Origin of the sequence: Bradyrhizobium sp. STM 3561 (assembly GCF_045571455.1) — a bacterium.
Classification (GTDB): Bacteria; Pseudomonadota; Alphaproteobacteria; order Rhizobiales; family Xanthobacteraceae; genus Bradyrhizobium; species Bradyrhizobium vignae.
Map to the genome: position 1 here is coordinate 7,938,538 of NZ_CP120695.1, position 26,291 is coordinate 7,964,828.

Below are 26,291 nucleotides of genomic sequence, written 5' to 3' on the forward strand. Positions count from 1 at the left end.
CATGGCCATGGTGTCCATCGATGGCATCAGCCTGGAGATATCGATTGCTCTCCTCGACGGGCTCAAGGTCGGCGATTGCGTCCTTGTCCATGTCGGCTATGCGCTTGCCAAGATTGATCCGGCGGAAGCCAAGCGCACGCTGGAGCTGCTCCAGGAGCTAGGCAGCGCAGGGGAACGCCGATCATGAAATATGCCGACGAATTTCGCGACAAGGCCATCGCGCAGGGAATTGCGCGTGCGATTGGCGTCGAGGTCAATTCGCAAAGAGAGTATCGTTTCATGGAATTCTGCGGCGGGCACACTCATGCGATTTCCCGTTATGGCCTCGAGGATCTGCTGCCCGCGAACATCCGCATGATCCACGGGCCCGGTTGTCCCGTTTGCGTTCTGCCCGCCAGTCGAATCGATATGGCGATCCGGCTTGTCGACCGACCAGAGGTCACGCTGTGCGTCTACGGCGACCTGCTGCGCGCGCCTGGGTCGCACGGACAGTCCCTGTTGCGAGCTAAAGCGCTCGGCGGCGACATTCGGGTGGTCTACTCGACGCTCGACGCTATCCGGCTCGCCCAACAGGCGCCGAGCCGCGAGGTGGTCTTCTTTGCCATCGGATTTGAGACCACGACGCCCGCAACGGCGGTGATGATCCGAATTGCCGAGAAGAAGCGCCTGAAGAACCTCAGCGTGTTCTGCAACCACGTGCTTACACCCTCTGCGATGCACAGCATTCTCGAGAACCCCAAAATCCGCGACATCGGCGGGGTTTCAATTGACGGCTTCATCGGGCCTGCACATGTCAGCACCATTATCGGTACGCAATCTTACGAGCCCCTGGCAGAACAATTTGGCAAGCCCATCGTGGTCGCGGGATTTGAACCGCTCGATGTGATGCAGGCGATCCTGATGCTGGTGCGGCAGGTGAACGAAGATCGCTACGAGGTGGAGAACCAATATAGTCGAGCCGTGACGCGTGAAGGCAATCGGCGCGCCAAGGAGGAGGTATCGCAGATATTCGAGCTGCGCGAGCAGTTTGAATGGCGGGGGCTCGGAGCCGTGCCCAACAGCGGACTGGAGCTGAAACGGGCATACGCGCAATTCGACGCTGAGACGCGTTTTGCGATCCACGATCTACGTGTCGCAGACAATCCGGCGTGCGAGTGCTGCGCAATCCTGCGTGGCGCCAAGCGGCCGGTCGACTGTAAGCTGTTTGGAACGGTCTGCACGCCGGAAACTCCCATAGGGTCCTGCATGGTATCATCGGAAGGCGCCTGTGCGGCGTATTGGACCTATGGTCGAGTTCGCGATGAACCGTTGAGGCGGCCGTCATGAGCGCAAAGGGCTATCAACGCAAGCTCGACATCGCGAACGGACTCGTTGATCTTTCCCACGGATCGGGGGGCCGTGCCATGGCGCAGCTGATCTCCGGCCTTTTTCACCAAGCCTTTGGTAATGAATGGCTCGCCCGCTGCAACGATCAGTCCGCGTTTGACGTTGCCGCAGGCAGGATGGTGATGACGACCGACGGCTATGTGGTCTCGCCGCTGTTCTTTCCAGGCGGCAATATCGGGTCATTGGCTGTGCACGGCACGATCAATGACGTCGCGATGTCCGGCGCGCGTCCCCTCTATCTGTCAGCCAGTTTTATCATCGAGGAGGGTTTCCCCTTTTCTGATCTGAAGGCGATCGCGGATTCCATGGGTGCCGCAGCACGCAGGGCCGGCGTTCACATCATTGCCGGAGACACCAAGGTCGTCGAGCGCGGCAAGGCGGATGGTCTGTTCATCTCTACGACCGGGATCGGGATTGTGGCCGATGGGCTCGATCTCTCCGCCGACAAGGCAAGGGTCGGGGATCGTGTGCTTGTGTCCGGTAGCCTCGGTGATCATGGGGTGGCGATCATGTCAAAACGTCAGAACCTCGCTTTTCAGACCGAGGTCGTCTCGGATTCCGCCGCGTTGCATAACCTCGTAGCTTGCATGGTTGCCGCCGGCGGTAGCGGCATCCGGGTGATGCGCGACCCGACGCGCGGTGGGCTTGCCGCGACCCTCAACGAGATTGCGCATCAATCCGGGCTCGGGTTCCGTCTGCAGGAAGCATCCATTCCGGTGAAGCCGGCGGTCGCGGCTATCTGCGAACTCCTTGGACTCGATCCGATCCATGTCGCCAACGAAGGCAAGCTCGTTGCGATCGTCGCGCCTGATTTGGCCGATGCGGTGCTTGCAGCCATGAAGGCGCACCCGCTCGGGGCCGAGGCAGCTGATATCGGCGAAGCGGTGGCTGACGAACGGAAGTTTGTGCAGATGGCGACCGGTTTCGGCGGTCGACGAATCGTCGATTGGTTGTGGGGCGAACAATTGCCTCGCATCTGTTGAACGCGCTGCGCATCGTCCAGCTTTCGGAAACCAAGTTTATGATCAATGGTCATGAGCCGTTACCCATCACCCAGTAGCTGACGGAAACTATCCCTTCTATCGGCAATCTGCCCAACCGGCAGACTGCGACTTCGCTCTTTAGGCGTGCTGAGTTTCGCTTGTTAGCTTTTCCACGAGCCGAGAACGAAGTTCGAGACGATTCAGCGCCATCGCGCAGTTTCGACGGTAAAGCTCAGGGAGCATGGTGACACGACCCGCTCGGTACCCATGGGTTTGAAATCCTGCGAAGCTTGTCAAATATCGTTGAATTTCTGCGCCATTTTGATGGCTGGGTCGCAATATCGCTGCTCGCTTCCGATTAGAAAGGCGCTCCAGGCAGGGAGTTTTTAAATGAAGGTCGGAGTCCCCAAGGAAATCAAGGTGCACGAATATCGCGTGGGCCTTACCCCGGGAGCTGTCCGCGAATACGTGGCGGCAGGCCATAGCGTGATGATCGAGACCAATGCCGGCGCTGGCATTGGTGCAACCGACGACGATTATCGCAATGCTGGTGGAACGATTCTAACTTCCGCAGCTGAGGTATTCGCCTCGAGCGAGATGATCGTAAAGGTTAAGGAACCTCAGCCGTCCGAGTGGTGTCAGCTGCGGGAAAACCAAATCCTGTTCACTTATCTGCATCTTGCCCCCGACCTGGATCAGGCCAAGGGCCTCCTGAAATCTGGATGCACTGCGATCGCCTATGAGACCGTAACAGATGCGCATGGTGGTCTTCCGCTGCTCGCGCCGATGAGCGAGGTCGCGGGTAGGCTTGCGATCGAAGCGGCTGGTAGCGCCCTGAAGCGGAGTGCAGGCGGACGAGGGCTGTTGATCGGTGGGGTGCCCGGTGTTCAGCCTGCCCGGATCGTGGTGATCGGAGGTGGCGTCGTTGGTACGCACGCGGCACGCATGGCGGTTGGTCTGGGCGCAGAGGTGACCATCATCGACCGTTCGATACTCCGGCTCCGCGAGTTGGACGAGCTATTCGAAGGACGCGTTCGCACCAGGTTTTCGACTCTCGACTCCGTGGAGGAAGAGGTATTTGCGGCGGATGTGGTGATTGGTGCGGTGCTCGTTCCGGGTGCGAGCGCGCCGAAGTTGGTCCGCCGGAGCATGCTTAGCTCGATGCGCAAGAGGGCGGTGCTTGTGGACGTCGCTATCGATCAGGGTGGCTGCTTTGAGACGTCGCACCCAACCACTCACGCTGAACCTACTTACGAAGTGGATGGCATCATTCATTATTGCGTGGCCAATATGCCCGGGGCCGTGCCGCTAACCTCGAGCCAGGCACTGAATAACGCGACCCTCCCGTTTGGCTTGGCTCTGGCCAACAAGGGCTTTTCCGCCGTGCTCGAGAATCCGCATTTGCGCGCAGGCCTCAACGTCCATCGGGGCCGGCTAACTTACAAAGCGGTCGCCGAAAGCCTCGGACTGCCCTTCTCACCGATCGAACAGGCTGCGGCCTGATCCCAGAGGCCCTTATGGGCATTTTCCTCCCTGACTTAAGCCACCCTTCGGGGTGGCTTTTTTTTGCTCCATCGATCTGCCGACCGGCGGCGGCATTTATTTCCAACGCGAAGCGAAGCGGAGGATCACCAGACGAGCGCGCCTGGCTTTAGTCCCCGCACGACGCGAGACAATTCCATACAGCGCATATGAATGCCGGTTTTTGCCAGGTAATCCAAGGCAATTGAGAATGCGTCCCGCGGTTGGAGACGCCGACCGGCAGGCGATGAATGCGCGCATTGTTGTCGTGGTGTTGTCGATGAAGCCGCCGCCGCCCCGGTGAGTGGAACCATTAAGATGCGGCGGCGGGTCGACCTGACACACCGGCGGAGAACGTTTGGAAGTCGCGCGGCGCATCCATCATTGCCGCGGCATGGCGGCCTTAGGAAGGATCGCAGATCGTTCCCTGACGCTGGCGAACGCAGTTCACCTAATCGCTGACTGCCATGAGATGCGCAACCCCACAAGCGACTGTCATGCGCGTTGTAGGATTTGCGACACGCAGTCGAGGCGGCGACTTGCGTCAGTAGAAAATAGCTCAAACAAAATCAATTTTAACCCTGGCACGAGACTTGAAGGCCAACAAACTGTCCCGCAACTTTCGCTCATGGAATCGCAGTGATGGCCTACAAGATAATCGCATCCCAGTGCACGGTCTGCGGTGCATGTGAGTTCGAATGTCCCAATGCCGCGATCAGCCTGAAGAACGACATATATGTGATCAATCCGACCCAGTGTACCCAATGTGAGGGGCACTTTGACGTGCCGCAATGCGCCGTCGTTTGCCCGGTGCCCGACACCTGCGTGCCGGCATAGGTGGAGTTGCCGATGAGAGGAGCTCCTGCGCGAAACGTTATGAAGACGGTATCGACAGCCGTCGCCTATTGGACTCGTCTTCTGTTTCTCTCACTCGCTGGCCCCGCGTCGGCGGCGCCTTGCGCGATCCACTCAGAAAGATCGCGGCGGAACCCTCACCGGCGGGAGTTGTCGTTGCGCCGACGGAGCGGGCAATGGTAGCTGTACAAGAGACGATCGAGCGCGTCCGGCGCATCGACGTCGATCAGTATCGATATGGCTTTGAGACACTGATCGAGTCCGACAAGGCTCCGAAAGGGCTGTCGGAAGACACCGTCCGCTTTATCTCCGCAAAGAAGAGTGAACCAGCCTGGATGCTGCAGTGGCGGCTGGAGGCCTATCGGCGCTGGCTGACCATGACGGAGCCGACCTGGGCGCGCGTCGACTATCCCAAGATCGACTTCCAGGACCTCTATTACTACGCGGCACCGAAGCCGAAGAAGACCGTCACCTCGCTCGACGAGATCGACCCGGAGATCCTCAAGACCTACGAGAAGCTCGGCATCCCCTTGCGGGAAGTGGCCATGCTCGAAGGCGTGGAACCCAAGGTCGGCGAGGAAGACCCGGCCCGCCGCAAGATCGCGGTCGATGCGGTGTTCGACTCGGTTTCGGTCGCGACCACCTTCAAGGCCGAGCTGAAGAAGGCCGGCGTGATCTTCATGCCGATCTCGGAGGCGATCCGCGAGCATCCTGAACTGGTGCAGAAATATCTCGGCTCGGTTGTCCCGACCTCCGACAATTTCTACGCGACCCTGAACTCGGCGGTGTTCTCCGACGGCTCGTTCGTCTACGTGCCGCCGGGCGTGCGCTGCCCGATGGAGCTGTCGACCTATTTCCGCATCAACGAGCGCAATACCGGCCAGTTCGAGCGCACGCTGATCATCGCCGACAAGGGCTCCTACGTCTCCTATCTCGAAGGCTGCACCGCGCCGCAGCGCGACGAGAACCAGCTGCACGCCGCCGTGGTCGAGCTCGTCGCGCTCGACGATGCCGAGATCAAATATTCGACGGTGCAGAACTGGTACCCCGGCAATTCGGAAGGCAAGGGCGGCATCTACAATTTCGTCACCAAGCGTGGCGACTGCCGCGGCGCCCATTCGAAGATCTCGTGGACCCAGGTCGAAACGGGATCTGCGATCACCTGGAAATATCCGAGCTGTATCCTGCGCGGCGACAACTCCCGCGGCGAGTTCTACTCGATCGCGATCTCGAACGGATTCCAGCAGGTGGATTCCGGCACCAAGATGATCCATCTCGGCAAGAACACGTCGAGCCGCATCATCTCCAAGGGCATCGCCGCCGGCAAGTCGCAGAACACCTATCGCGGTCTCGTCACCGCGCATCGCAAGGCGACCGGCGCGCGCAACTTCACCGCCTGCGACTCGCTGCTGATCGGCGACAAATGCGGCGCGCACACCGTGCCCTACATCGAGGCCAAGAACTCCTCGGCGACGTTCGAGCACGAGGCGACGACCTCCAAGATCTCCGAGGACGTGCTGTTCTACTGCATCCAGCGCGGGCTCAGCCAGGAAGAAGCGGTCGGCCTCGTCGTCAACGGCTTCGTCAAGCAAGTTCTGCAAAAACTGCCGATGGAGTTCGCAGTGGAGGCGCAGAAGCTAATCTCGATCTCGCTCGACGGATCTGTCGGATAAACACCCCGCGAGCCGCCTCGAATGCGGCTCGCCAGATGACGCGTTTCAGGGATCAGATCAGAATGGCGTTACTCGAAATCCGAGATTTGCATGTTGGTGTCGAAAACCGCGAAATCATTCGCGGCCTGCATCTTAACGTCAATGCGGGTGAGGTGCACGCGATCATGGGGCCGAATGGCTCCGGCAAATCGACGCTCTCGCACGTCATCGCCGGCAAGCCGGGCTATGAGATCACTGGCGGGCAAGTCTTGTTCAGGGGCGAGAACCTCTTGCGGATGGAGCCAAATGAACGCGCTGCCAAGGGCGTGTTCCTGGCCTTTCAGTATCCGGTCGACATCCCCGGTGTGACCACCACGAACTTCCTGCGGGCGGCACTTAACGCCCAGCGCAAGGCGCGCGGCCAACAGGAATTCTCCACCCCCGAGTTTCTGAAAAGAGTCCGCGAGGTCGCCGGGTCGCTGAATATCCCGCAGGACATGCTCAAGCGCGGCGTCAATGTCGGCTTCTCCGGCGGCGAGAAGAAGCGCAACGAAATCTTGCAGATGGCATTGTTCGAGCCGAGTCTGTGTATCCTTGACGAGATCGATTCCGGCCTCGACATCGACGCGCTGCGCATCGTCGCCAGCGGCATCAACGCCTTGCGTTCGCCGGAACGAGCAATGATCGTGATCACGCACTATCGGCGGCTTCTCGACCATATCGTGCCCGACGTTGTGCACGTGATGTCGAAAGGGCGGGTCAGGAAGAGCGGGGGCAAGGAACTCGCGCTGGAGCTCGAGGCTCGTGGCTATGCCCAATTTGAAGACGCGGCCTGACGGCCTTAGGGATTCCCCGATGAAGCAGGTTTTGGCCAAAGCCGACGCCGAACGCGCAACGGGCGATGTTTTCGCTGCGGCGCGTGGACGGCTGCCTGGTGTAGGCCTTGTCGCCCAAATCCGGGCGAGGGCATTCGACGTCTACAAGCGTGCCGGCCTCCCGCATCGGCGCATGGAGGATTGGAAATACACTGATCTGCGCGCCCTGATCGGCGAGGTGCTGCCACTCGCTCCGCGACCGGACGCGGAGGCGCTGGTGCGCGCAAAGGTGTCGGCCAAGCAAGTGGCTGCCGATCAGGCGGTCAAACTCGTTTTGGTAAATGGCATATTCGCGCCGGAGCTATCCGATGTCGGCAGGGTAGAAAATGGAGTCGTTGTTCGGTCGCTGCGAGAGGTTCTGGAGGATTCGGCCACTGGGGCTATGGCCGGTCTGGTGCTGTCCACGACGAGCGATTCGGCGATCTCGCTCAATGCCGCAATGGCGACGGATGGTCTGGTGATTACGGTCAACGACGGCAATGCGGTGAAGCGTCCAATTCAAATCGTTCATGTCGCAACCGGCTCGTCGGTGTCCACCTATACACGCTCCTATCTGCAGCTCGGAAAAGAAGCGCATGCGGCCATCGTGGAAAGTTTCGTCCCGGCTGAAGGCGCGAGCGGCTATCAAGCCAACGATGCGATGATCGCCCTGGTTGGTGACGAGGCAAGCCTTTCGTATATCCGGGTGGCAGCCGCTGCCTCAGACGCCGTGAACATCTCGTCGGCAATCATCGCCGTCGGCGCAAGGGCTAAGCTCGACCTCTTCAGCATGACCTGTAGCGGCTCCATCAGCCGCTATCAGGGATTCATAACGCTGACCGGCGAAGGAACCAAGCTCTCGGCGAATGGCGTTAATCTCGTCAGGGACAAGCTCCACGCGGACACAACGATCGTGGTCGACCACGCTGTGCCATATTGCACCAGTCGGGAGAAGTTCCGCGCGGTTATCGACGATTGCGGCCGTTCGGTGTTTCAGGGCCGAATCGTCGTTCGTCCCGCCGCCCGGAAGACGGATGCCACCCTGATCAGCCGAGCATTGCTCCTCTCCGACCAGGCCGAGGCCGACAACAAGCCGGAACTTGAAATCTTAGCTGACGACGTGGTCTGCAGCCACGGAGCGACATCGGGTGCGCTGGATGATACTCTCTTGTTCTATCTGCGCGCTCGGGGGCTATCCGAGAAAGATGCGCAGATGTTGCTGATTAAAGCGTTCATTGGTGAGGCGATTGAGGAGATCACGTCCGGGAATCTGCGCGATTTTGTGACAGTGCAAACTGAACGCTGGCTGCAGGCGCGGCGATGAGCGCACATCCGGCCGTGAGCGATGGCAGTTACGAGGTGAACCGTCTGCGTACGGACTTTCCTGCGCTCGCCATGACGGTGCACGGCAAGCCACTTGTTTACCTCGATAACGCTGCATCCGCGCAAAAGCCCAACGCGGTTCTTGACCGTATGATGCAGGTGTACTCCAGCGAATACGCCAACGTTCATCGCGGCTTGCACTACCTCGCTAACGCGGCGACCGAGGCGTATGAAGGCGCCCGTACCAAGGTGGCGCGGTTTGTGAACGCGCGTCTAAACGAAGAGATCATCTTCACCCGGAGCGCCACGGAGGCAATCAATCTAGTCGCGCAGACTTTTGGCCGCGAGCGCATTACTCCAGGTGATGAGATCGTTCTCTCGATTATGGAACACCACTCGAACATTGTGCCATGGCACCTTCTCAGGGAACGACTCGGTGCAGTGATCAAATGGGCGCCAGTGGATGATGACGGAAACCTCTTGCTCGATGATTTTGAGCGACTGCTGACCCCGCGCACCAAGATGGTTGCAATCACACAAATGTCGAACGTGCTCGGCACGGTATTGCCCGTAAAAGACGTGGTGAGCATCGCGCACGCTCGTGGTATCCCAGTGCTGGTCGACGGCTCGCAAGGATGCGTCCATCTGAGCGCCGATGTCTGCGATATAGATTGCGATTTCTACGTCATGACGGGCCACAAACTCTATGGTCCGACTGGGATCGGTGTGCTTTACGGCAAGTCTGAGCATCTGGCATCGATGCCGCCCTTCAATGGGGGCGGGGAGATGATCCGCGAGGTCTCGTGTTCCGGCGTCATTTACGGCGATCCGCCACATCGCTTCGAAGCGGGTACGCCGCCGATCGTCGAAGCCATCGGGCTAGGCGCGGCTATCGATTACATCAATTCAATAGGCAAGGTGCAGATCCGCAGGCACGAGAGCGTACTGCTCGCTTACGCGCAGGAGAGATTGGCGGAGATCAATTTCGTGCGCATGATCGGGACCCCGGTCGACAAAGGACCGATCATTTCATTTGATATGAAGGGTGCGCATGCGCACGATATTGCAACCGTCATCGATCGCGCCGGTGTAGCGGTGCGGGCGGGGACCCATTGTGCGATGCCGCTGCTCAAGCGCTTCGGCGTGCTGGCGACGTGCCGTGCGTCCCTCGGACTTTACAATACACGTGATGAGATTGATGTGCTCGTGCGTGCGCTTATCAATGCGCGGCAGCTGTTCTCCTGACGGCGAGCCTACGATGTCCAGGTGGCAAGGCAGCTCGCATTGAGGTCTGGAGGATGAGGTCACGCACCTCATCGCATCGCAGCAGGTAAGCACCTGTAGCGCGCCGCAAGAATAGATAACATTGGCAGGCCTGTGTCGGCCAGCCGCCCCTGCGGCCGGTCTTGCGGTGCGGCGCCTTCGGCGAGCGCGATCGGAGAGTACTGCGACCCGCGGACACGCGCGAGAATTGGCGGGCAATTTTATAGCTAACCAGCCCTGTTTCATTTCGAACAGGGCCAAACCAAGAGTTTTCTGCCCAAAGCGTGATGTCGGGTTCGCAACAAATCCCCCCGTCACCGCACGAGGCGCGTTAAGCGATTTTGATTGCTCTGTTTTTTGCGCCCAAGAGACCCTGGCATGCTGGTTGCAAAAGTCTTGGTCAAGAAGTCGCCGTCGCAACAGCTAACCTTTGAAGGACATCAGATGAGTCTCGCCTCGACCCAGAGCATCGCAGAAATCAGGGCTCGCAACAAAGAACTGATCCAGGAGGTGCTGAAGGTCTATCCGGAGAAAACCGCGAAACGGCGTGCCAAGCACCTCAACGTTCACCAAGCCGGCAAGTCGGATTGCGGGGTGAAGTCCAACATCAAATCCATACCTGGCGTGATGACGATCAGAGGCTGCGCCTATGCAGGGTCAAAGGGGGTGGTCTGGGGACCGATCAAGGACATGGTCCATATCAGCCATGGCCCGGTCGGCTGCGGTCAGTATTCGTGGGGATCGCGACGCAATTATTACGTTGGCACGACGGGCATCGATAGCTTCGTGACCCTTCAGTTCACCTCCGACTTCCAGGAAAAGGATATCGTATTCGGCGGCGACAAGAAGCTGGTCAAAATTCTTGACGAAATCCAGGAGCTGTTTCCGCTCAACAACGGCATCACGATCCAATCGGAATGCCCGATCGGATTGATCGGTGACGACATTGAGGCCGTGTCGAGAGCGAAATCCAAGGAATATGGCGGCAAGACCATCGTGCCGGTCCGCTGTGAGGGCTTTCGGGGCGTGTCGCAGTCACTAGGCCATCACATTGCCAACGACGCGGTGCGCGATTGGATTTTCGACCAGGTCGAGGCCGATGGCAAACCAAAAGTTGAGCCGACGCCGTACGATGTTGCGATCATCGGAGACTACAATATCGGCGGCGACGCCTGGTCATCGCGAATTCTGCTGGAGGAGATGGGCCTGCGGGTGATCGCGCAGTGGTCTGGCGACGGTTCACTGGCTGAGCTCGAGGCAACGCCGAAGGCAAAGCTCAACATTCTGCATTGCTATCGTTCCATGAACTACATCTCGCGCCACATGGAAGAGAAGTTCGGTATCCCCTGGTGCGAGTACAACTTCTTCGGACCTTCAAAGATCGCAGAGTCTCTGCGCAGGATTGCGGGCTATTTCGACGACAAGATAAAGGAAGGCGCCGAGCGGGTGATTGAAAAGTACCAACCGCTGGTGAACGCTGTGATCGCAAAATATCGCCCGCGCCTGGAGGGCAAGACGGTGATGCTGTACGTCGGCGGGCTCCGTCCGCGTCATGTGATTGGCGCATACGAGGACCTCGGGATGGAAGTCATTGGCACCGGATACGAGTTCGGTCACAACGACGACTATCAGCGCACAGCTCAGCACTACGTAAAGGACGGCACGCTCATCTACGATGACGTCAATGGCTATGAGTTCGAGCGCTTCGTCGAAAAGCTCCAGCCTGACCTCGTCGGCTCGGGCATTAAGGAAAAATACGTTTTTCAAAAAATGGGTGTGCCGTTCCGGCAGATGCACTCCTGGGACTATTCGGGCCCATATCACGGCTATGACGGTTTTGCGATCTTCGCACGTGACATGGACATGGCGATCAACTCGCCGGTCTGGAAGAAAACGAAGGCCCCTTGGAAGGAAGCTTCGAGGGCCAATCTCCTGGCTGCAGAATAAACCAACTCATCTCGCTCTGTGGGAAAGCCGGGGCGACACCAATCTCGATAGTGAAGGATTTCAACAATGGCGCAGAGTGCCGAACACGTGCTCGATCACCTCGAGCTGTTCCGCGGTCCAGAATACCAGCAGATGCTGGCCAAGAAGAAGATGTTCGAGAATCCTCGCGATCCCGCCGAGGTCGAACGCATTAAGGAATGGACGAAAACGGCCGAATATCGCGAAAAGAACTTTGCGCGAGAGGCACTCGCGGTCAATCCGGCCAAGGCATGCCAGCCGCTTGGCGCCGTATTCGCCTCTGTTGGCTTTGAGGGCACGCTGCCCTTCGTCCACGGCTCGCAAGGCTGCGTGGCTTATTACCGCAGCCATCTGTCGCGGCACTTCAAGGAGCCGGCTTCCTGCGTCTCTTCGTCGATGACGGAAGACGCTGCTGTATTCGGCGGCCTGAACAACATGATCGACGGGCTCGCGAACAGCTACAACATGTACAAACCCAAAATGATTGCGGTCTCGACGACCTGCATGGCCGAGGTGATTGGCGATGACCTCAACGCCTTCATCAAGACGTCGAAAGAAAAAGGCTCAGTTCCGGCCGACTTCGACGTGCCATTCGCCCATACGCCGGCGTTCGTCGGCAGCCACGTCACCGGTTATGACAATGCGCTCAAGGGCATTCTTGAGCATTTTTGGGACGGTAAGGCCGGAACTGCGCCGAAGCTGGAGCGCAAGCAGAACGGGGCGATCAACATCATTGGTGGGTTCGATGGCTATACCGTCGGAAACCTTCGCGAGATCAAGCGCATCTTGGCGTTGATGGGCATCCAGCACACGATTCTGGCGGATAATTCTGAAGTCTTCGATACTCCGACCGACGGCGAATTTCGGATGTATGACGGTGGTACGACGCTGGAAGATGCGGCCAACGCGATACACGCCAAGGCGACAATCTCCATGCAGCAGTGGTGCACCGAAAAAACGCTGCCATTTGTGGCTGAGCACGGCCAGGATGTCGCATCGTTCAACTACCCGGTGGGCCTATCCGCGACGGATGACCTTATCGTGGCGCTGTCACGCATCAGCGGCAAGGAGATTCCCGAGCAACTCGCGCGAGAACGTGGCCGTCTGGTCGACGCCATCGCTGATTCTAGCGCGCATATCCATGGCAAGAAGTTCGCGATCTATGGCGATCCCGATCTTTGCTACGGGTTGGCTGCGTTTCTGCTCGAACTTGGCGCCGAACCCACACATGTGCTGTCCACCAATGGCAACAAGGCCTGGCACGAGAAAATGCAGGTGCTGCTTGCAAGCTCGCCATTTGGGCAGGACTGCCAAGCCTATCCGGGCCGAGACCTCTGGCACATGCGCTCACTCCTGTTCACCGAGCCGGTCGATTTTCTAATTGGCAACACCTATGGCAAGTATCTGGAGCGCGATACTGGAACGCCACTGATCCGCATCGGCTTTCCGATTTTTGATCGGCATCACCATCACCGCTCCCCCCTATGGGGGTACCAGGGCGGCCTGAATGTTTTGGTGAAGATCTTGGACAAGATCTTCGATGAGATCGACAAGAAGACGAACGTTCTTGGCAAAACTGACTCCAGCTTCGACATCATTCGCTGATGAGCGCCCGTGCCGTGCCATCGCCCAAGCACTCGACGATGGCACAAGCACATGACGGTCGACCATGCAATTAGCCCGCGCTGAGAGGAAAAAGGGATGAGTTCACTAGCGGCCACGGTCCGGAATATTTTCGACGAGCCTGGCTGCGCCAAGAACGGCAGTAAGTCGGAGGCTGAACGCAAGAACGGATGCACCAAGCAACTGCAGCCGGGTAGCGCTGCCGGCGGCTGTGCTTTCGATGGCGCGAAGGTTGCGCTGCAGCCGTTCACCGATGTCGCTCACTTGGTGCATGGTCCGATCGCGTGCGAAGGTAATTCCTGGGACAATCGCGGCGCGGCGTCGTCCGGCTCGAATCTGTGGCGGACCGCATTCACAACCGATTTGAGCGAAACCGATATTGTATTCGGAGGCGAGAAGCGGCTCTGCAAAGCGATCAAGGAAATCATCGACAAGTGCGACCCGCCCGCCATCTTCGTTTATCAAACCTGCATCCCGGCGATGATCGGCGACGACATCAACGCAGTCTGCAAGGCAGCATCTCAAAGGTTCACAAAGCCGGTGATCCCGATCAATTCCCCAGGCTTTGTCGGCTCGAAGAACCTCGGTAACAAGCTCGCCGGCGAGGCGTTGCTCGACTACGTGATTGGGACGCAAGAGCCGGATTACACTACGCCGTACGATATCAATCTGATCGGGGAATACAATCTTTCGGGAGAGCTCTGGCAAGTAAAGCCATTGCTAGACGAGCTTGGAGTACGGATTCTCTCCTGCATCTCCGGCGATGGCAAATATCGGGAAGTCGCCTCATCTCATCGCGCGCGGGCGGCGATGTTGGTCTGCTCAAAGTCCATGATCAACCTCGCACGCAAGATGGAGCAACGCTACGGGATCCCGTTCTTCGAGGGGTCGTTCTACGGTATTCAAGATTCGAGCAAATCGCTGCGTCAGCTTGCTCGCTTATTGGTTGAACGCGGCGCGCCGACAGATCTGCTCGGACGCACTGAAGCGGTGATCGAGCGCGAGGAAGCGCGAGCCTGGGCTACGATAGAGCCGTACAAGCCTCGATTTGAAGGCAAGAAGGCCTTGTTGATTACCGGCGGCGTCAAGTCATGGTCGGTCGTTGCGGCACTCCAGGAAGCCGGGCTCGAGTTAGTCGGAACCAGCGTCAAGAAATCAACCACGAAAGACAAGGAGCGCATCAAGGAGCTCATGGGGCGGGACGCCCACATGATCGAGGATATGACGCCGCGCGAAATGTACAAGATGTTGAAGGACGCAGAAGCGGACATCATGCTATCGGGCGGCAAGTCGCAGTTCGTCGCGCTGAAAGCGGCGATGCCCTGGCTCGATATCAATCAGGAGCGTTGCCACGCCTATATGGGCTATGTCGGAATGGTCAAGCTGGTGGAGGAGATCGACAAATCGCTCTCCAATCCCATGTGGGAGCAGCTACGTCGACCCGCACCATGGGAGGCATTGGCAAAGGCAGTGGAGCAGATGCAATCGCCGTTGGCCGCGATCGCCTGCGATCCGGCGTTCGCCGAAACCACGCGCCACGCGAGGAAAAACTGCGTGTGTAACACGGTCGATCTGGGCACGTTTGAGGATGCAATCTACGCGCACGGGCTGAGGAGCGTCGCAGCGGTCAGAGAGCATACCAATGCGGTCGGTGACTGCTGCCAAAGACGTCCCGAAGGGATCTTGGTGTCCGAGCCATCTGCCATGCGACAGGCCGCAGAATAGGGAGGCGTCATGGCCATTGTCACGGCGCCGACGAAAGCCTGCGCTGTCAACCCGCTGAAGATGAGTCAGCCGATCGGTGGCGCTTTCGCCTTCATGGGCCTGCGTGGGGCGATGCCGCTTCTGCACGGCTCCCAGGGATGCACATCCTTCGGGCTCACGCTCTTTGTCCGGCATTTCAAAGAGGCAGTACCGCTGCAGACCACCGCGATGAGCGAGGTCGCGACCGTGCTCGGCGGTTATGAGAATCTTGAGCAGGCGATACTGAACATCTACAGCCGTGCCAAGCCAAAGATCATCGGAATCTGCTCGACCGGTGTCACTGAGACCAACGGCGACGATGTGGATGCCTACCTCAAGCTAATCCGGGGCAAGCATCCGCAACTCGCAAACTTGCCACTGGTCTATGTCTCGACGCCTGATTTCAAGGGCGCGTTCCAGGACGGCTGGGAGAAGGCTGTGGAGCGCATTGTGGACGTGCTGGTGGAAGGGCCCAGCGCCAATGGGCTGCGGGATCCATCGAAGGTGAATGTTCTGCCGGGATGTCACCTCACGCCCGGCGATCTTGATGAACTCCGCGTCATAGTGGAGGATTTTGGCTTGTGCCCGTCCTTCCTGCCTGACCTGGCGGGATCGCTCGATGGGCATATCCCCGATGAGTTTACGCCAACGACCATCGGCGGCATCGGCGTCGACGAAATTGCGAGCATGGGCCGCGCCGGATGGACGATTGCAATCGGGGCGCAGATGCAGCGTGCGGCAGAGGTCATGCAGGTCAAGACCGGCGTGCCTTTTCGTGTGTTCGAGCGGCTGTGTGGTCTCGGTCCGAACGACGAATTCATGATGTTCTTGAGCGAGATCAGCGGCCGCCCCATACCCTTGAAATATCGGCGTCAGCGCGGTCAACTCGCCGATGCAATGCTGGATGCGCACTTCCATATTGGCGGTCGCAAAATTGCTATCGGCGCTGAGCCAGATCTTCTGTTCGATCTGTCCGGCATGCTGCATGACATGGGCGCGCAGGTGACCGCGGCCGTGACGACCACTCAGTCGGAGGTGATCGAGCGGATCAAGACCAAGGAGGTACTCATTGGCGATCTCGAGGATCTGGAAGCGCTTGCCAAGACAAACCATTGCGATCTGCTGATCACCCATTCGCATGGCAGGCAAGCGGCGGCTCGGCTGAAATTGCCCTTCTATCGTACGGGTTTTCCGATGTTCGATCGACTTGGTGCGGGACACCAACTGTCCGTGGGCTATCGTGGTACCCGGAATCTGATCTTCGAGATCGCCAACCTCGTGATCGCGCACCGCGAGGAGAACGATCAGCCTACGCCCGATACATGGCGGACTGCGGCCGGACTGCCGCGATGCTCAGGCAATCGCAGCTCCACCGGCGCGGCCGGGAGGTCAATTGCATGAAGGTCGCGTTTGCCACTCAAGATCTGAGACGAGTCGATGCCCATTTTGGTTGGGCAAAGAATATCGCGATTTACGATGTCGCCCCTGGCGGGCACGTGTTTCTCAAAGCGATTGAGTTTGACGGCGACCTTAAGGAAGACGGCAACGACGATAAGTTGGCGCCGAAAATCGAGGCGATCAAGGATTGCGCGATTCTTTACGTCGCTGCCATTGGCGGTGCCGGGGCTGCGCGAGTGGTGGCCAACAAGATTCTTCCTATCAAGGTGAATAAGCCCGAAAGCATTCTGGTGTTGCTCGAAAAACTCGAGCGCGTCCTGAAGGGCACGCCACCTCCCTGGCTACGCAAGGCTATGGCAAAGGACCGACGGCGTACGTTCGACTTCGACGAATGAGGTGATATGACCACAAAACGAGAGCAGAAAGGCAGCGCCGTCGACGCGCCGTTCCTAAAGGAGTTAATTAAGATTTGGCGCGTTCACGGTATCAATGGAGCCTTGAAGGCAAAGAGCGATCTAGATCTGCTCGAACCCTATATTCTGGACGGAGAGAAGGGGCGCGCATTGCCGATTATCGGTGATCCTGATCCCGATACGCTGCGGCGCCTTGAGCTGTTCTTCCATGCGGTCGCCCTCTCGATCGAGAGGGCGACCGGCGTGTTGATCCAGCCGATTCTGAACCTGCAATATGAAGGCGTGGGCCGCGTGGTGCTGATCTCCGGGCGGCTGATCGTCGTAAACAAGCAGCTTCGGGATGGACATCGCTTCGGTTTCGATAACTTGGCAAAGCTCGCGGAGGCGGGCGACAAATATGTCAGCGACGGAATCGCCCTGATTCGGAAATTTCCAGACGTGGCGAACCATTGGGGATACTCATGAAAGATCGTGAAACACTGAAGGCCGAACTAAGGAAGGTGTCCGCCAAGGCGACGCAGGCCAAGATGGATCTGCACGATCTTTCGGAAGAATTGCCCATCAACTGGACCTCGATCATGGTGGTGGCGCAGAAGGCGTACGATGCTTATGCCGAACTTGAGCGCAAGAGCCTCGACTTGAAGGCGCTGGAAAATACTTAAAGGGGCAATGCATGTCGTTTCAAACACGAGACGGACGCGACTGGACGCCACAATACCTGACCTCGATCGATGCCAAGAAGTGCATCGGCTGTGGCCGCTGTTTCAAAGTGTGCGGCCGAGATGTCATGACTTTGAAAGGAATCAGCGAGGATGGTGAATTTGTCAACCTCGATGACGACGACGATGAGATCGAAAAGAAGACTATGGTTCTGAATGATCAAGGTGCTTGCATTGGGTGCGGTGCATGCGCCAGGGTTTGCCCGGCCAACTGCCAGGCTCACATTTCAGCCGTACCGGAAGCGGCGTGAGCGAACACACTCGTCCTGTCGCGGCAGGCGAGATAAGATATAGGTGAGGAAAGATGCCATTTTGATCAGGTGAACTCAACGTGAGGACGGCGCGTTCAGAACGGTCTCGATTAGACATCGAATAGCTAAAGCGCAAGCATTGCCCGGTGATGGTTGGGCGGCGGCTATGCTGTGCCGATACAATAGGCGTTGCTCACAAACCACTCGTCTCCAAGGTGCGCCTATTCGTAGAAGGCGAGCTGCGTCTAGCGCAGGACCAAGTGGATCGAAGTGCCCGTCACGATGGAATCTGAAGACCATAGTTCAAAGGCAGGTAGCCATTACAAGGCGTCGATATTGCGCAGGCGCTGCCGGTTGCGAAGCTCGATCTGCCGTGCGCCGGAAAGGCCGAGAATGCCCTGTGAGTGAAGCTGCGAGAGCGCGCGCGAGACGGTTTCGAGCGTGAGGCCCAGATAGTCTCCGATGTCGCGGCGGCACATCGGCAGTGCCATCATGCCGGCGACTGCAAGGCGACGATCCATTTCGAGCAGGAAGGTTGCGACCCGCTCCATCGCGGTCTTGCGTCCCAGCAGCAGCATGTGGTCTTCAGCGTGGCGCAGCTGGCCGGAGGTCATGGCCCAGAGCTTGCGGGCAACGTGCACGTCGATGCCGGCGACCTTCTCCAGGCTCGCGCGATTTACAACGCGCACATTGGTCTCGATGATGGCTTCAGCGGTAAGGCGGTGGCTGGCGCCGGATTCGAGGCCGAACACGTCGCCGGGGAGGTGGAAGGCGCCGATCTGGCGGCGGCCGTCTGAGAGGAGCTTGTAAGTGCGGACCGCACCTGACACGACCTGGTAGACGTATTCGGCCGGCTCGTCCTCGCCATAGATCTCCTCCTCCTTGCGGTACGACAATTCGGTGGCGATCAGTCCGACATGGTCGGCGATGGCAACAAACTGGTCAGATGCGGGAAGTGCCGAGCCAATCTTGCCACGAACTTGCGTGTTGATTGCCTGGGTATTGATCGTTTGGGTCAGCATCCGCGCCATCTCCGTTGTGATGACGGAGTTCCTACGCCGTGCCGGGTCGGTTGAAAAGTTCGCGTGATATCTTAAGGGCGTACCCTTACGTAGAACTCCGTAGGTCACTTGCAGGGTCAGATACCGCTCGAGGGCGACCAGATAGCAGCCCCAACTTGGAGTGTTGCCTGTATGACCGATCTTGGCCCAAGAGCGTGCTGCGAACCGATCTGGATTTTTGCGATCCCCCAGCGAGGTTCGCCGCACAGGGAGCGCGGTCTAGCGCCGCACCGAGTTTCCACGTCTGCTCTGGATCGCGTGGCGGATGCGCTTGACCAGGTTTTCCGCCAGAAGCGGCTTCAAGATCACGTCCGTGACGCCGGCGGCGGCCGCCCGAGGCGAGATATTTTCGTCCGGATAGCCTGTGATCAGGATCACGGGGGGTTCGCCGTACGACTGGCGCAGCCGGTCGGCGAGCTCAATGCCGTTGATATCCGGCATCTTGTAGTCGATTACGTAGCAGTCAGCGCCAGGCTTGTTCATAGCACTTAGCAGCGCCGTGGCGTTCCGGAAAGTTCGCACCGCGAAGCCGTCGGTCTCCAATAGGAAGCGCAGCGATCGGAGCACGGCATCATCGTCGTCGACGACGTAGACAACCGGCTGTCCGGGTGCCTCCATTATCAGCCGATTACGATGGGAACCGATCTCGCTCATTCTGTTTGGTTTAGCACACGAGAAATGGGCCCGTGTTGACCTACCTCAAGACGGTTTGCCTTAATCCTTCACGATCCCGGCGCGCATGGCGAGTCGCACCAGTTCCGACAAGCTGCCCGCCTGCATCTTAGTCATCACATTGGCCCGGTAGACCTCGATGGTGCGCGGGCTGATGTCATAGTGGCGGGCGATCAGCTTGTTCGAGAGGCCCGCGACCAAGCCTTCCATCACTTGGCGCTCCCGCGGGCTCAAGGAGGCGACACGGGCGGCGATGTCCTGCGCGATGGCGTCGTTCTTGGCGGCCGGCGCCGCCTGGCGGATGGCTGTCTCGATCATCGCGGTGAGTCGGTCGTCCTCGAACGGTTTTTCCAAGAAGTCGACAGCCCCTAGCTTCATCGCCTCGACCGCGAGCGGCACGTCGCCATGACCGGTCATGATCAGGATCGGGAACGGGCTTTGCTGCGCCTTCATCCGCTTCAACAGCTCGATCCCGTCGAGACCCGGCATGCGCACGTCGGACATGACGCAGCCGAAGCCGAGGCCGGGCAGGGCATCGATGAAGCTCTGCGCATTGTCGAACAGCGTGACGCCGAAGCCGGCGGCATCCAGCAGGAAATTCAGCGAATCCCGGATCGCCGCGTCGTCGTCGATGACGTAAACATGTCCCTTGGTCGTCATGGCTCAGGTCTCGTCGGCTGTCGGCAAGGTGAAGCGGAATGTTGCGCCGCCCGACGCGTTGCTTTCGGCGACCATGCGGCCGCCGTGAGCCTCGATGATCGAGCGGCTGATCGACAATCCCACACCCATGCCGGTCTCTTTGGTGGTGAAGAAGGTCTGAAACAGGTTTGGAATGACATCGTCCCTGAAGCCGGAGCCGGTATCCGACACTTCCACCTCGATCATCTCGTTACCAACGCGCCGATTGGTGACGACGAGCTCTCGTCGCTGAGACTGCCCCATCGCTTCCAGCGCGTTGCGGAATAGATTGACAAGCACCTGCTGGATCTGCACGCGGTCGGCGAGGACGAGATCAGCGCTCGGATCGATGATGAAGCGGAGCTGCACGTTCTGTTCGCGCGCGCCAGCAAGTCCGAGCGCGCCGGCTTCCTCGATCAGCTTGGAGAGGCTTTCGACCCGCTTCTCGGATTCGCGGCGAGAGACGAAGTCGCGCAGGCGTCGGATGATCTGGCCGGCGCGCAAGGCCTGTTCGGCGGCGCGGTCCAATGCACTCTCGATCTTCGGCGTGTTCGGGTCCTGGCTTCCGGCCAGGAGGCGTCGCGATCCCTTCATGTAATTGCTGATCGCCGCCAGCGGCTGGTTCAGCTCATGCGCCAGGGCCGAGGCCATCTCGCCCATCGCGGTCAGCCGCGAGACATGGACGAGCTCGGACTGCAATTCCTGGAGCCGGGCCTGGGTCTGCTGATGCTCGGTGAGGTCGCGGACGAAGCCGGTGAAATAAAGCTCACCGCCGCGCTGCGTTTGCCCGACCGAAAGGTGCATCGGAAAGGTCGTGCCGTCGCGGCGCTTGCCGGTCACGATGCGGCCAATGCCGATGATGTGCGGGTCATTGGTCTTGAGATAGCGCTCCAGATAGCCGTCGTGACGTGACTTGTCCGGCTCCGGCATCAGGATGCTGACGTTCTGGCCGATGGCTTCCTGCTTGCTGTAGCCGAACAATCGCTCGGCTGCGCTGCTGAACAGCTCCATGATGCCGCGCGAATCGATGACGATCATGGCGTCCGGCACCGTTTCGAGAATCGAGCGCAGATGATTCTCCTGGGCGCGCAGGGCTGCCTCGAGATGCTTCTCCTCGTTGACGTCAAGGAATATCCCGCTCAGATGGCGGGCGGTACCGGTCTCGTCCCGGATCACGGCGGCCCGGGCGCGGATCCACTGTCCCGCGCGGGAGGCGCCAGCCACCTTGAACGACACGTCGAGGCCGCCGCCGCGTTCGGAGACGCGCCTGATCGCGCTCTCGACGCGTGCGCGGTCTTCGGGTTCGATGCGTGACAGGAACGACTCATAGCTCGGCTGTTCGCCTTCCGCGACACCGAGCAGGGTCCGCGCAGTATCAGACCATTCCAAATCCCGCGTGGCCAGGTCGAAATCCCAGGTGCCGACGCCGAACCCTTCGATCCGGACCCGGAAATGCTCACCGCGGCTATCGTCCGGCGGATGCGTGACTCGGATCGACGGCAACCGGGGCTCCCATTTCCGTGCGGCGGGCATGGCGCCGCAACCCTGGCGGCAATTTCGCCCAAGGCCGGGCCGGAGGCAAGTTCCGATGTCTGTTTCCATCGGCGATGCCCGCGACACGCCGCCCGGCGATTTGATCTATCTCATCCCGCCGGGCGCCAACGCGGCTAGATTTCGCCGCGGTCATTGCCTTTTCGGAGCATCCCGATGACATACGCGACCGTGATGGTCAGCCTGGCGCTCGATCAGCCCAACGAGCCGCGTCTAGAGGTCGCGGGCGAGCTCGCTGAACGATTCGAAGCCGCCATTGTCGGCGTTGCAGCCGCGCAGTTCGCTCCGCCGCTCTATTTCACGGACAGCGCCGAGGCGCAGGGGCTGATTGATGAAGGCGAAGCGTCCATCAAGCGGCGTCTGGCCGGGCTGGAAGCGGAGTTCCGGGCCGCCACGAAGAATCGCGGCGGACATGCGCAGTGGCGCAGCGCACTGGATTTTCCGGCGCGGTTCGTCCTGGCGCAGGCGCGCTGTGCCGACATCGTCGTCAGCGGCGCACGCAGCCCGGCCTTCTCCGACGCCTTCGCGCGCGCAAGTCCCAAGGACCTCGTCATGCAGGTCGGTCGTCCGCTTCTCGTCGTTCCCGACACCGTCAACTGGCTCGACCTGCGCAACGTCCTGGTGGCGTGGAAAGACACGCCAGAGGCACGGCGCGCGGTGGCCGACGCGCTGCCGCTGTTGCGCAAGGCGAGAGACGTCACCATTGCCATGATTCCGGAGCAGGGCGACGATCGCTCGGTCGCGATCGCCGGCGTCACCGACGTTGCCGACTGGCTCGCCCGTCACGGCATCACCGCGACGGCGCGCATCTGCGAGGGCGCGCCGAACGAATCCGCCGCCGCGCAGTTGGAGAGAGTCGCCGGTGACCTCGGTGCCGGCCTGATCATCGCGGGCGCCTATGGTCATTCGAGATTTCGCGAACTGATCCTTGGCGGCGTCACCCAGCATCTGGTCACGCAATCCGCGCGGAGCGTGCTGCTGTCGCACTGACGGCCGGCCGCAAAGGTCATCGAGGAGGACGCGCCGTGTACAAATTTCTGGAACAGACCGTCGACGGTTACATGACGCGCGAAGTCGCGACGGTGAGGCGCGACCTCGACATGCTCGCGCTTAGCGAGATGTTCGAACGCGACGATTTTAACTCATACCCGGTCGAGGACGACGGGCAGGTCGTCGGCATCGTCACCAAGTTCGACATCCTCAAGTGCTTCGCCTTCACGTCGGCCCAGATGCTGCCGCGCTATCACGAGCTGATGGGCCGCAAGGTCGGCGACGTCATGACGCCAGAGTTCATCTATGTCAGCCCCGACACGCGTCTGACTCGCGTGCTCCAGATCATGGTCGAGCACCGCATCCGGAGCATCATCGTGCTGAATGCCGCGCAGAAGCTGGTCGGCATCATCACCCGGGAGGACGTCATCGCAGCGCTCAAGGCGACGGCGAGCGACTGATAGGGACGCAGATCGGGCTATTCCCTTTGTTGCGGACTCCAACGCATCCTTCGAAACGCCCGCCTTGGCGGCCCTCAGGATGACAGTGGAGTACGCGTCGGAACTTTCAAGAGCGCGCAAGACGGCGCTGAGCCTCATCCTGAGGAGACGCGCGGCGGTCGTCTCGAAGGACGAGGCGCGCGTTCAGGCCGCATACGGACCATATGCGATCGCCCTGCGCACAAAGGAACAAGGGCATTTCAAGTCGTGACGCATCGGCCTCACATTAACAGAAATCCATCCATCTTGATTTCAATCAATTCCCCGCGAAGGCGAACGTGGTTTCTGGTGCTGTGTTCTTTCAGAGAGAATCCGCATGAGCCAGCCCTCCATCTCCAAATCCATGACCATCGGTGAAAGCGGATTGGCTGTGGTGTTCGCAGTCACTGCCTTCCTGTGCGTGGTCGCCTCGGCCAAGGCCCTCGATGCGCCCTTCGCCTTCCACGCCGCGCTTGGCGCGGCGGCGAGCGCGGCTGCGGTGTTCTGCATCATCAACCGTTACCTCGATCGCCCGGCGGCGCTGCCGCCGGCCGAGATCAACGGTTGGCCCAACTATAATATGGGTCCGATCAAGTTCTCGTCTTTCATGGCGATGTTCTGGGGCATTGCCGGCTTCCTGGTCGGTCTCATCATCGCCTCGGAGCTGGCCTGGCCGGCGCTCAACTTCGACCTGCCCTGGATCCAGTTCGGCCGGCTGCGGCCGCTGCACACCTCGGCGGTGATCTTCGCCTTCGGCGGCAACGTGCTGATCGCGACCTCGTTCTATGTGGTGCAGAAGTCGTGCCGCGTGCGCCTCGCTGGCGAGCTCGCCCCCTGGTTCGTCGTGCTCGGCTACAACTTTTTCATCCTAATCGCCGGTACCGGCTATCTGCTCGGCGTCACGCAAGGCAAGGAATACGCCGAGCCAGAATGGTACTCGGACTTGTGGCTGACCATCGTCTGGGTTGTCTATCTGCTCGTCTTCCTCGTCACCGTCATCAAGCGCCAGGAACCGCACATCTTCGTCGCGAACTGGTTCTTCCTCGCCTTCATCGTGACGATCGCGGTCCTGCATCTCGGCAACAATCCCCCGCTGCCCGTCTCGGTGTTCGGCTCGAAGTCCTACGTCGCCTGGGGCGGCATCCAGGACGCCATGTTCCAGTGGTGGTACGGCCACAACGCGGTGGGATTCTTCCTGACCGCCGGCTTCCTCGCGATCATGTACTATTTCATCCCCAAGCGCGCCGAGCGGCCGATCTATTCCTACCGCCTCTCGATCATCCACTTCTGGGCGCTGATCTTCCTCTACATCTGGGCCGGTCCGCACCATCTGCACTACACGGCGCTGCCGGACTGGACGCAGACGCTGGGCATGACCTTCTCGATCATGCTGTGGATGCCCTCCTGGGGCGGCATGATCAACGGCCTGATGACGCTGTCGGGCGCCTGGGACAAGCTGCGCACCGACCCCGTGCTGCGCATGCTGGTCGTCTCCGTCGCCTTCTACGGCATGTCGACCTTCGAAGGCCCGATGATGTCAATCAAGGTGGTCAACTCGCTCAGCCACTACACCGACTGGACCATCGGCCACGTGCATTCCGGCGCGCTCGGCTGGGTGGGCTTCGTCTCCTTCGGCGCGCTGTACTGCCTGGTGCCGTGGGCCTGGAATCGCAAGGGGCTCTACAGCCTGAAGCTCGTCAATTGGCACTTCTGGATCGCGACCCTCGGCATCGTGCTCTACATCTCGGCGATGTGGGTGTCCGGCATCCTCCAGGGCTTGATGTGGCGCGCTTACACCTCGCTCGGCTTCCTCGAATATTCGTTCATCGAGACCGTCGAGGCGATGCATCCCTTCTACATCATCCGTGCCGCCGGCGGCGCGCTGTTCCTGATCGGCTCGCTGATTATGGCCTACAATCTCTGGATGACAGTTCGCGTCGGCGAGCAGGAAGTCCAGATGCCCGTCGCTCTTCAGCCGGCGGAGTGAGGAGCAAGACAATGTCGTTCTGGACGCGCCACCAAGTCTTTGAGAAGAACTCGATCATCCTGGTCGTCGGCATCCTGCTGGTGATCGCGATCGGCGGTCTCGTCGAGATCACCCCGTTGTTCTACCTCAAGAGCACGATCGAGAAGGTCGATGGGGTGAGGCCCTACACGCCGCTGGAGCTCGCCGGGCGGAACGTCTACGTCCGCGAAGGCTGCTATCTCTGCCATTCGCAGATGATCCGGCCGCTGCGCGACGAGGTCGAGCGTTACGGCCATTTCTCGCTCGCGGCCGAGAGCATGTACGACCACCCGTTCCAGTGGGGCTCAAAGCGCACGGGGCCGGACCTTGCCCGCGTCGGCGCCAAATATTCCGACGACTGGCATGTGACCCATCTGACCAATCCGCGCGCGATCGTGCCGCAGTCGGTGATGCCCGGCTATCCGTTCCTCAGCGCCAGTGAGGTCGACCCTGACGCCATCGCCGACCACATGCGTACGCTGCGCACGGTGGGCGTGCCGTATACCGACGACCAGATCGCCAACGCTGGGGCCGATCTGAAGGCCCAGGCCGATCCCGACAATTCCGGCGCGGATGCCTTCAGCAAGCGCTACCTCAAGGCTGTCGTGCGCAATTTCGACGGCAAGCCTGGCACACCGACCGAGATGGACGCGCTGATCGCGTACCTGCAGATGCTCGGCACGCTGGTCGATTTCAAGATCTACAACGAGAAAGTCAATCTTCGCTGAGAAGGCATCAACGATGAAAGCCATCCTGACACTCGACAATCTCGCGTCCGGTCTGGTGACCACGATCTGGACGCCGGTGTTCGTCGTGATCTTTCTCGCGATCATCGCCTACGCATTCTGGCCCCGTAACAAGGCTACGTTCGACGAGGCGGCACGCCTGCCGTTGCGGGAGGAGTAG

Annotated in this window: 26 protein-coding genes; 22 read left to right on the top strand and 4 right to left on the bottom strand. The window is 59.8% G+C overall.

Features of this window, described 5'->3' with window-relative positions; genetic code table 11:
* The first annotated feature begins 7 nt into the window (after positions 1-7).
* From P6U28_RS37595 to fdxB, 17 genes are all read left to right on the top strand, one after another.
* The gene (locus P6U28_RS37595; protein WP_312016232.1) at positions 8-187 is read left to right on the top strand and encodes a HypC/HybG/HupF family hydrogenase formation chaperone; all 180 of its coding nucleotides are present in this window, start codon (positions 8-10) and stop codon (positions 185-187) included.
* A complete protein-coding gene (gene hypD / locus P6U28_RS37600) occupies positions 184-1,326 on the top strand; it encodes a hydrogenase formation protein HypD (protein WP_209296498.1) in 1,143 nt (380 codons plus the stop codon). The genes P6U28_RS37595 and hypD overlap by 4 nt, the downstream gene beginning before the upstream one ends.
* Entirely contained in the window at positions 1,323-2,369 is a 1,047-nt protein-coding gene (gene hypE, locus P6U28_RS37605; RefSeq protein WP_209296497.1) for a hydrogenase expression/formation protein HypE, read from the top strand. Before hypD ends, hypE begins: the two co-directional genes overlap by 4 nt.
* 390 nt (positions 2,370-2,759) lie before the next feature.
* Positions 2,760-3,872 carry an alanine dehydrogenase gene (ald, locus tag P6U28_RS37610; protein ID WP_209296496.1) on the top strand — a complete coding sequence of 371 codons (1,113 nt, stop codon included), beginning with the start codon at positions 2,760-2,762 and terminating at the stop codon, positions 3,870-3,872.
* A gap of 660 nt (positions 3,873-4,532) precedes the next feature.
* Positions 4,533-4,727 (top strand): 4Fe-4S binding protein, encoded by a 195-nt coding sequence (locus P6U28_RS37615; protein ID WP_122405514.1) that lies wholly within the window; start codon positions 4,533-4,535, stop codon positions 4,725-4,727.
* A gap of 194 nt (positions 4,728-4,921) precedes the next feature.
* Positions 4,922-6,418, top strand: coding sequence for a Fe-S cluster assembly protein SufB (gene sufB, locus P6U28_RS37620; RefSeq protein WP_407120826.1), 1,497 nt, complete (start codon positions 4,922-4,924; stop codon positions 6,416-6,418).
* A gap of 62 nt (positions 6,419-6,480) precedes the next feature.
* Positions 6,481-7,233, top strand: a complete 753-nt coding sequence (sufC, locus tag P6U28_RS37625) for a Fe-S cluster assembly ATPase SufC (RefSeq protein ID WP_209295015.1) — start codon at positions 6,481-6,483, stop codon at positions 7,231-7,233.
* A gap of 19 nt (positions 7,234-7,252) precedes the next feature.
* On the top strand, positions 7,253-8,575 hold the full coding sequence (gene sufD / locus P6U28_RS37630; protein ID WP_407120828.1) for a Fe-S cluster assembly protein SufD: 1,323 nt from the start codon (positions 7,253-7,255) through the stop codon (positions 8,573-8,575).
* A complete protein-coding gene (locus tag P6U28_RS37635) occupies positions 8,572-9,819 on the top strand; it encodes a cysteine desulfurase (RefSeq protein ID WP_209295013.1) in 1,248 nt (415 codons plus the stop codon). Before sufD ends, P6U28_RS37635 begins: the two co-directional genes overlap by 4 nt.
* A gap of 462 nt (positions 9,820-10,281) precedes the next feature.
* Complete coding sequence (nifD, locus tag P6U28_RS37640) at positions 10,282-11,784, top strand: nitrogenase molybdenum-iron protein alpha chain (protein ID WP_209295027.1); 1,503 nt, start codon at positions 10,282-10,284, stop codon at positions 11,782-11,784.
* 66 nt (positions 11,785-11,850) lie between these two features.
* Positions 11,851-13,407: a nitrogenase molybdenum-iron protein subunit beta gene (gene nifK / locus P6U28_RS37645; protein ID WP_209295012.1), complete on the top strand. Its 1,557-nt coding sequence runs from the start codon at positions 11,851-11,853 to the stop codon at positions 13,405-13,407.
* A gap of 96 nt (positions 13,408-13,503) precedes the next feature.
* Positions 13,504-15,150: a nitrogenase iron-molybdenum cofactor biosynthesis protein NifE gene (gene nifE / locus P6U28_RS37650; protein ID WP_209295011.1), complete on the top strand. Its 1,647-nt coding sequence runs from the start codon at positions 13,504-13,506 to the stop codon at positions 15,148-15,150.
* A 9-nt stretch (positions 15,151-15,159) separates the two neighbouring features.
* A complete protein-coding gene (nifN, locus tag P6U28_RS37655; protein WP_209295010.1) occupies positions 15,160-16,569 on the top strand; it encodes a nitrogenase iron-molybdenum cofactor biosynthesis protein NifN in 1,410 nt (469 codons plus the stop codon).
* Positions 16,566-16,961 carry a nitrogen fixation protein NifX gene (nifX, locus tag P6U28_RS37660; RefSeq protein ID WP_209295009.1) on the top strand — a complete coding sequence of 132 codons (396 nt, stop codon included), beginning with the start codon at positions 16,566-16,568 and terminating at the stop codon, positions 16,959-16,961. Before nifN ends, nifX begins: the two co-directional genes overlap by 4 nt.
* Before the next feature lie 6 nt (positions 16,962-16,967).
* On the top strand, positions 16,968-17,444 hold the full coding sequence (locus P6U28_RS37665) for a NifX-associated nitrogen fixation protein (RefSeq protein ID WP_209295008.1): 477 nt from the start codon (positions 16,968-16,970) through the stop codon (positions 17,442-17,444).
* Positions 17,441-17,641, top strand: a complete 201-nt coding sequence (locus tag P6U28_RS37670) for a CCE_0567 family metalloprotein (RefSeq protein ID WP_122405503.1) — start codon at positions 17,441-17,443, stop codon at positions 17,639-17,641. The genes P6U28_RS37665 and P6U28_RS37670 overlap by 4 nt, the downstream gene beginning before the upstream one ends.
* An 11-nt stretch (positions 17,642-17,652) precedes the next feature.
* Complete coding sequence (gene fdxB, locus P6U28_RS37675; RefSeq protein ID WP_407120832.1) at positions 17,653-17,949, top strand: ferredoxin III, nif-specific; 297 nt, start codon at positions 17,653-17,655, stop codon at positions 17,947-17,949.
* Between the two features lie 320 nt (positions 17,950-18,269).
* Here the strand turns inward: fdxB and P6U28_RS37680 are convergent, their stop codons facing one another.
* From P6U28_RS37680 to fixL, 4 genes are all read right to left on the bottom strand, one after another.
* Positions 18,270-18,971 (bottom strand): helix-turn-helix domain-containing protein, encoded by a 702-nt coding sequence (locus P6U28_RS37680; protein WP_209295006.1) that lies wholly within the window; start codon positions 18,969-18,971, stop codon positions 18,270-18,272.
* 258 nt (positions 18,972-19,229) lie between these two features.
* The gene (locus P6U28_RS37685) at positions 19,230-19,664 is read right to left on the bottom strand and encodes a response regulator (protein WP_209295005.1); all 435 of its coding nucleotides are present in this window, start codon (positions 19,662-19,664) and stop codon (positions 19,230-19,232) included.
* A gap of 60 nt (positions 19,665-19,724) precedes the next feature.
* Complete coding sequence (fixJ, locus tag P6U28_RS37690; protein ID WP_209295004.1) at positions 19,725-20,342, bottom strand: response regulator FixJ; 618 nt, start codon at positions 20,340-20,342, stop codon at positions 19,725-19,727.
* Between the two features lie 3 nt (positions 20,343-20,345).
* Positions 20,346-21,863, bottom strand: a complete 1,518-nt coding sequence (gene fixL / locus P6U28_RS37695; RefSeq protein ID WP_407120835.1) for a sensor protein FixL — start codon at positions 21,861-21,863, stop codon at positions 20,346-20,348.
* A gap of 204 nt (positions 21,864-22,067) precedes the next feature.
* Between fixL and P6U28_RS37700 the strand changes: the two genes are divergently transcribed.
* The 5 genes from P6U28_RS37700 (at position 22,068) to P6U28_RS37720 (ending at position 26,291) form a co-directional block, all read left to right on the top strand.
* Positions 22,068-22,901: a universal stress protein gene (locus P6U28_RS37700; protein WP_129143757.1), complete on the top strand. Its 834-nt coding sequence runs from the start codon at positions 22,068-22,070 to the stop codon at positions 22,899-22,901.
* A gap of 35 nt (positions 22,902-22,936) precedes the next feature.
* Positions 22,937-23,362 (top strand): HPP family protein, encoded by a 426-nt coding sequence (locus P6U28_RS37705; RefSeq protein ID WP_407120838.1) that lies wholly within the window; start codon positions 22,937-22,939, stop codon positions 23,360-23,362.
* A 355-nt stretch (positions 23,363-23,717) separates the two neighbouring features.
* The gene (gene ccoN, locus P6U28_RS37710) at positions 23,718-25,367 is read left to right on the top strand and encodes a cytochrome-c oxidase, cbb3-type subunit I (protein ID WP_407120840.1); all 1,650 of its coding nucleotides are present in this window, start codon (positions 23,718-23,720) and stop codon (positions 25,365-25,367) included.
* 11 nt (positions 25,368-25,378) lie between these two features.
* A complete protein-coding gene (ccoO, locus tag P6U28_RS37715; RefSeq protein ID WP_407120842.1) occupies positions 25,379-26,113 on the top strand; it encodes a cytochrome-c oxidase, cbb3-type subunit II in 735 nt (244 codons plus the stop codon).
* A gap of 13 nt (positions 26,114-26,126) precedes the next feature.
* Positions 26,127-26,291 (top strand): cbb3-type cytochrome c oxidase subunit 3, encoded by a 165-nt coding sequence (locus P6U28_RS37720; protein ID WP_129143753.1) that lies wholly within the window; start codon positions 26,127-26,129, stop codon positions 26,289-26,291.

Bases quoted from the DNA above. Each gene is read 5' to 3' on its own strand.
- P6U28_RS37595 (WP_312016232.1), top strand. From the start codon at position 8: ATGGTGTCCATCGATGGCATCAGCCTGGAGATATCGATTGCTCTCCTC.
- hypD (WP_209296498.1), top strand. From the start codon at position 184: ATGAAATATGCCGACGAATTTCGCGACAAGGCCATCGCGCAGGGAATT.
- hypE (WP_209296497.1), top strand. From the start codon at position 1,323: ATGAGCGCAAAGGGCTATCAACGCAAGCTCGACATCGCGAACGGACTC.
- ald (WP_209296496.1), top strand. From the start codon at position 2,760: ATGAAGGTCGGAGTCCCCAAGGAAATCAAGGTGCACGAATATCGCGTG.
- P6U28_RS37615 (WP_122405514.1), top strand. From the start codon at position 4,533: ATGGCCTACAAGATAATCGCATCCCAGTGCACGGTCTGCGGTGCATGT.
- sufB (WP_407120826.1), top strand. From the start codon at position 4,922: ATGGTAGCTGTACAAGAGACGATCGAGCGCGTCCGGCGCATCGACGTC.
- sufC (WP_209295015.1), top strand. From the start codon at position 6,481: ATGGCGTTACTCGAAATCCGAGATTTGCATGTTGGTGTCGAAAACCGC.
- sufD (WP_407120828.1), top strand. From the start codon at position 7,253: ATGAAGCAGGTTTTGGCCAAAGCCGACGCCGAACGCGCAACGGGCGAT.
- P6U28_RS37635 (WP_209295013.1), top strand. From the start codon at position 8,572: ATGAGCGCACATCCGGCCGTGAGCGATGGCAGTTACGAGGTGAACCGT.
- nifD (WP_209295027.1), top strand. From the start codon at position 10,282: ATGAGTCTCGCCTCGACCCAGAGCATCGCAGAAATCAGGGCTCGCAAC.
- nifK (WP_209295012.1), top strand. From the start codon at position 11,851: ATGGCGCAGAGTGCCGAACACGTGCTCGATCACCTCGAGCTGTTCCGC.
- nifE (WP_209295011.1), top strand. From the start codon at position 13,504: ATGAGTTCACTAGCGGCCACGGTCCGGAATATTTTCGACGAGCCTGGC.
- nifN (WP_209295010.1), top strand. From the start codon at position 15,160: ATGGCCATTGTCACGGCGCCGACGAAAGCCTGCGCTGTCAACCCGCTG.
- nifX (WP_209295009.1), top strand. From the start codon at position 16,566: ATGAAGGTCGCGTTTGCCACTCAAGATCTGAGACGAGTCGATGCCCAT.
- P6U28_RS37665 (WP_209295008.1), top strand. From the start codon at position 16,968: ATGACCACAAAACGAGAGCAGAAAGGCAGCGCCGTCGACGCGCCGTTC.
- P6U28_RS37670 (WP_122405503.1), top strand. From the start codon at position 17,441: ATGAAAGATCGTGAAACACTGAAGGCCGAACTAAGGAAGGTGTCCGCC.
- fdxB (WP_407120832.1), top strand. From the start codon at position 17,653: ATGTCGTTTCAAACACGAGACGGACGCGACTGGACGCCACAATACCTG.
- P6U28_RS37680 (WP_209295006.1), bottom strand. From the start codon at position 18,971: ATGCTGACCCAAACGATCAATACCCAGGCAATCAACACGCAAGTTCGT.
- P6U28_RS37685 (WP_209295005.1), bottom strand. From the start codon at position 19,664: ATGAGCGAGATCGGTTCCCATCGTAATCGGCTGATAATGGAGGCACCC.
- fixJ (WP_209295004.1), bottom strand. From the start codon at position 20,342: ATGACGACCAAGGGACATGTTTACGTCATCGACGACGACGCGGCGATC.
- P6U28_RS37700 (WP_129143757.1), top strand. From the start codon at position 22,068: ATGACATACGCGACCGTGATGGTCAGCCTGGCGCTCGATCAGCCCAAC.
- ccoN (WP_407120840.1), top strand. From the start codon at position 23,718: ATGAGCCAGCCCTCCATCTCCAAATCCATGACCATCGGTGAAAGCGGA.
- ccoO (WP_407120842.1), top strand. From the start codon at position 25,379: ATGTCGTTCTGGACGCGCCACCAAGTCTTTGAGAAGAACTCGATCATC.
- P6U28_RS37720 (WP_129143753.1), top strand. From the start codon at position 26,127: ATGAAAGCCATCCTGACACTCGACAATCTCGCGTCCGGTCTGGTGACC.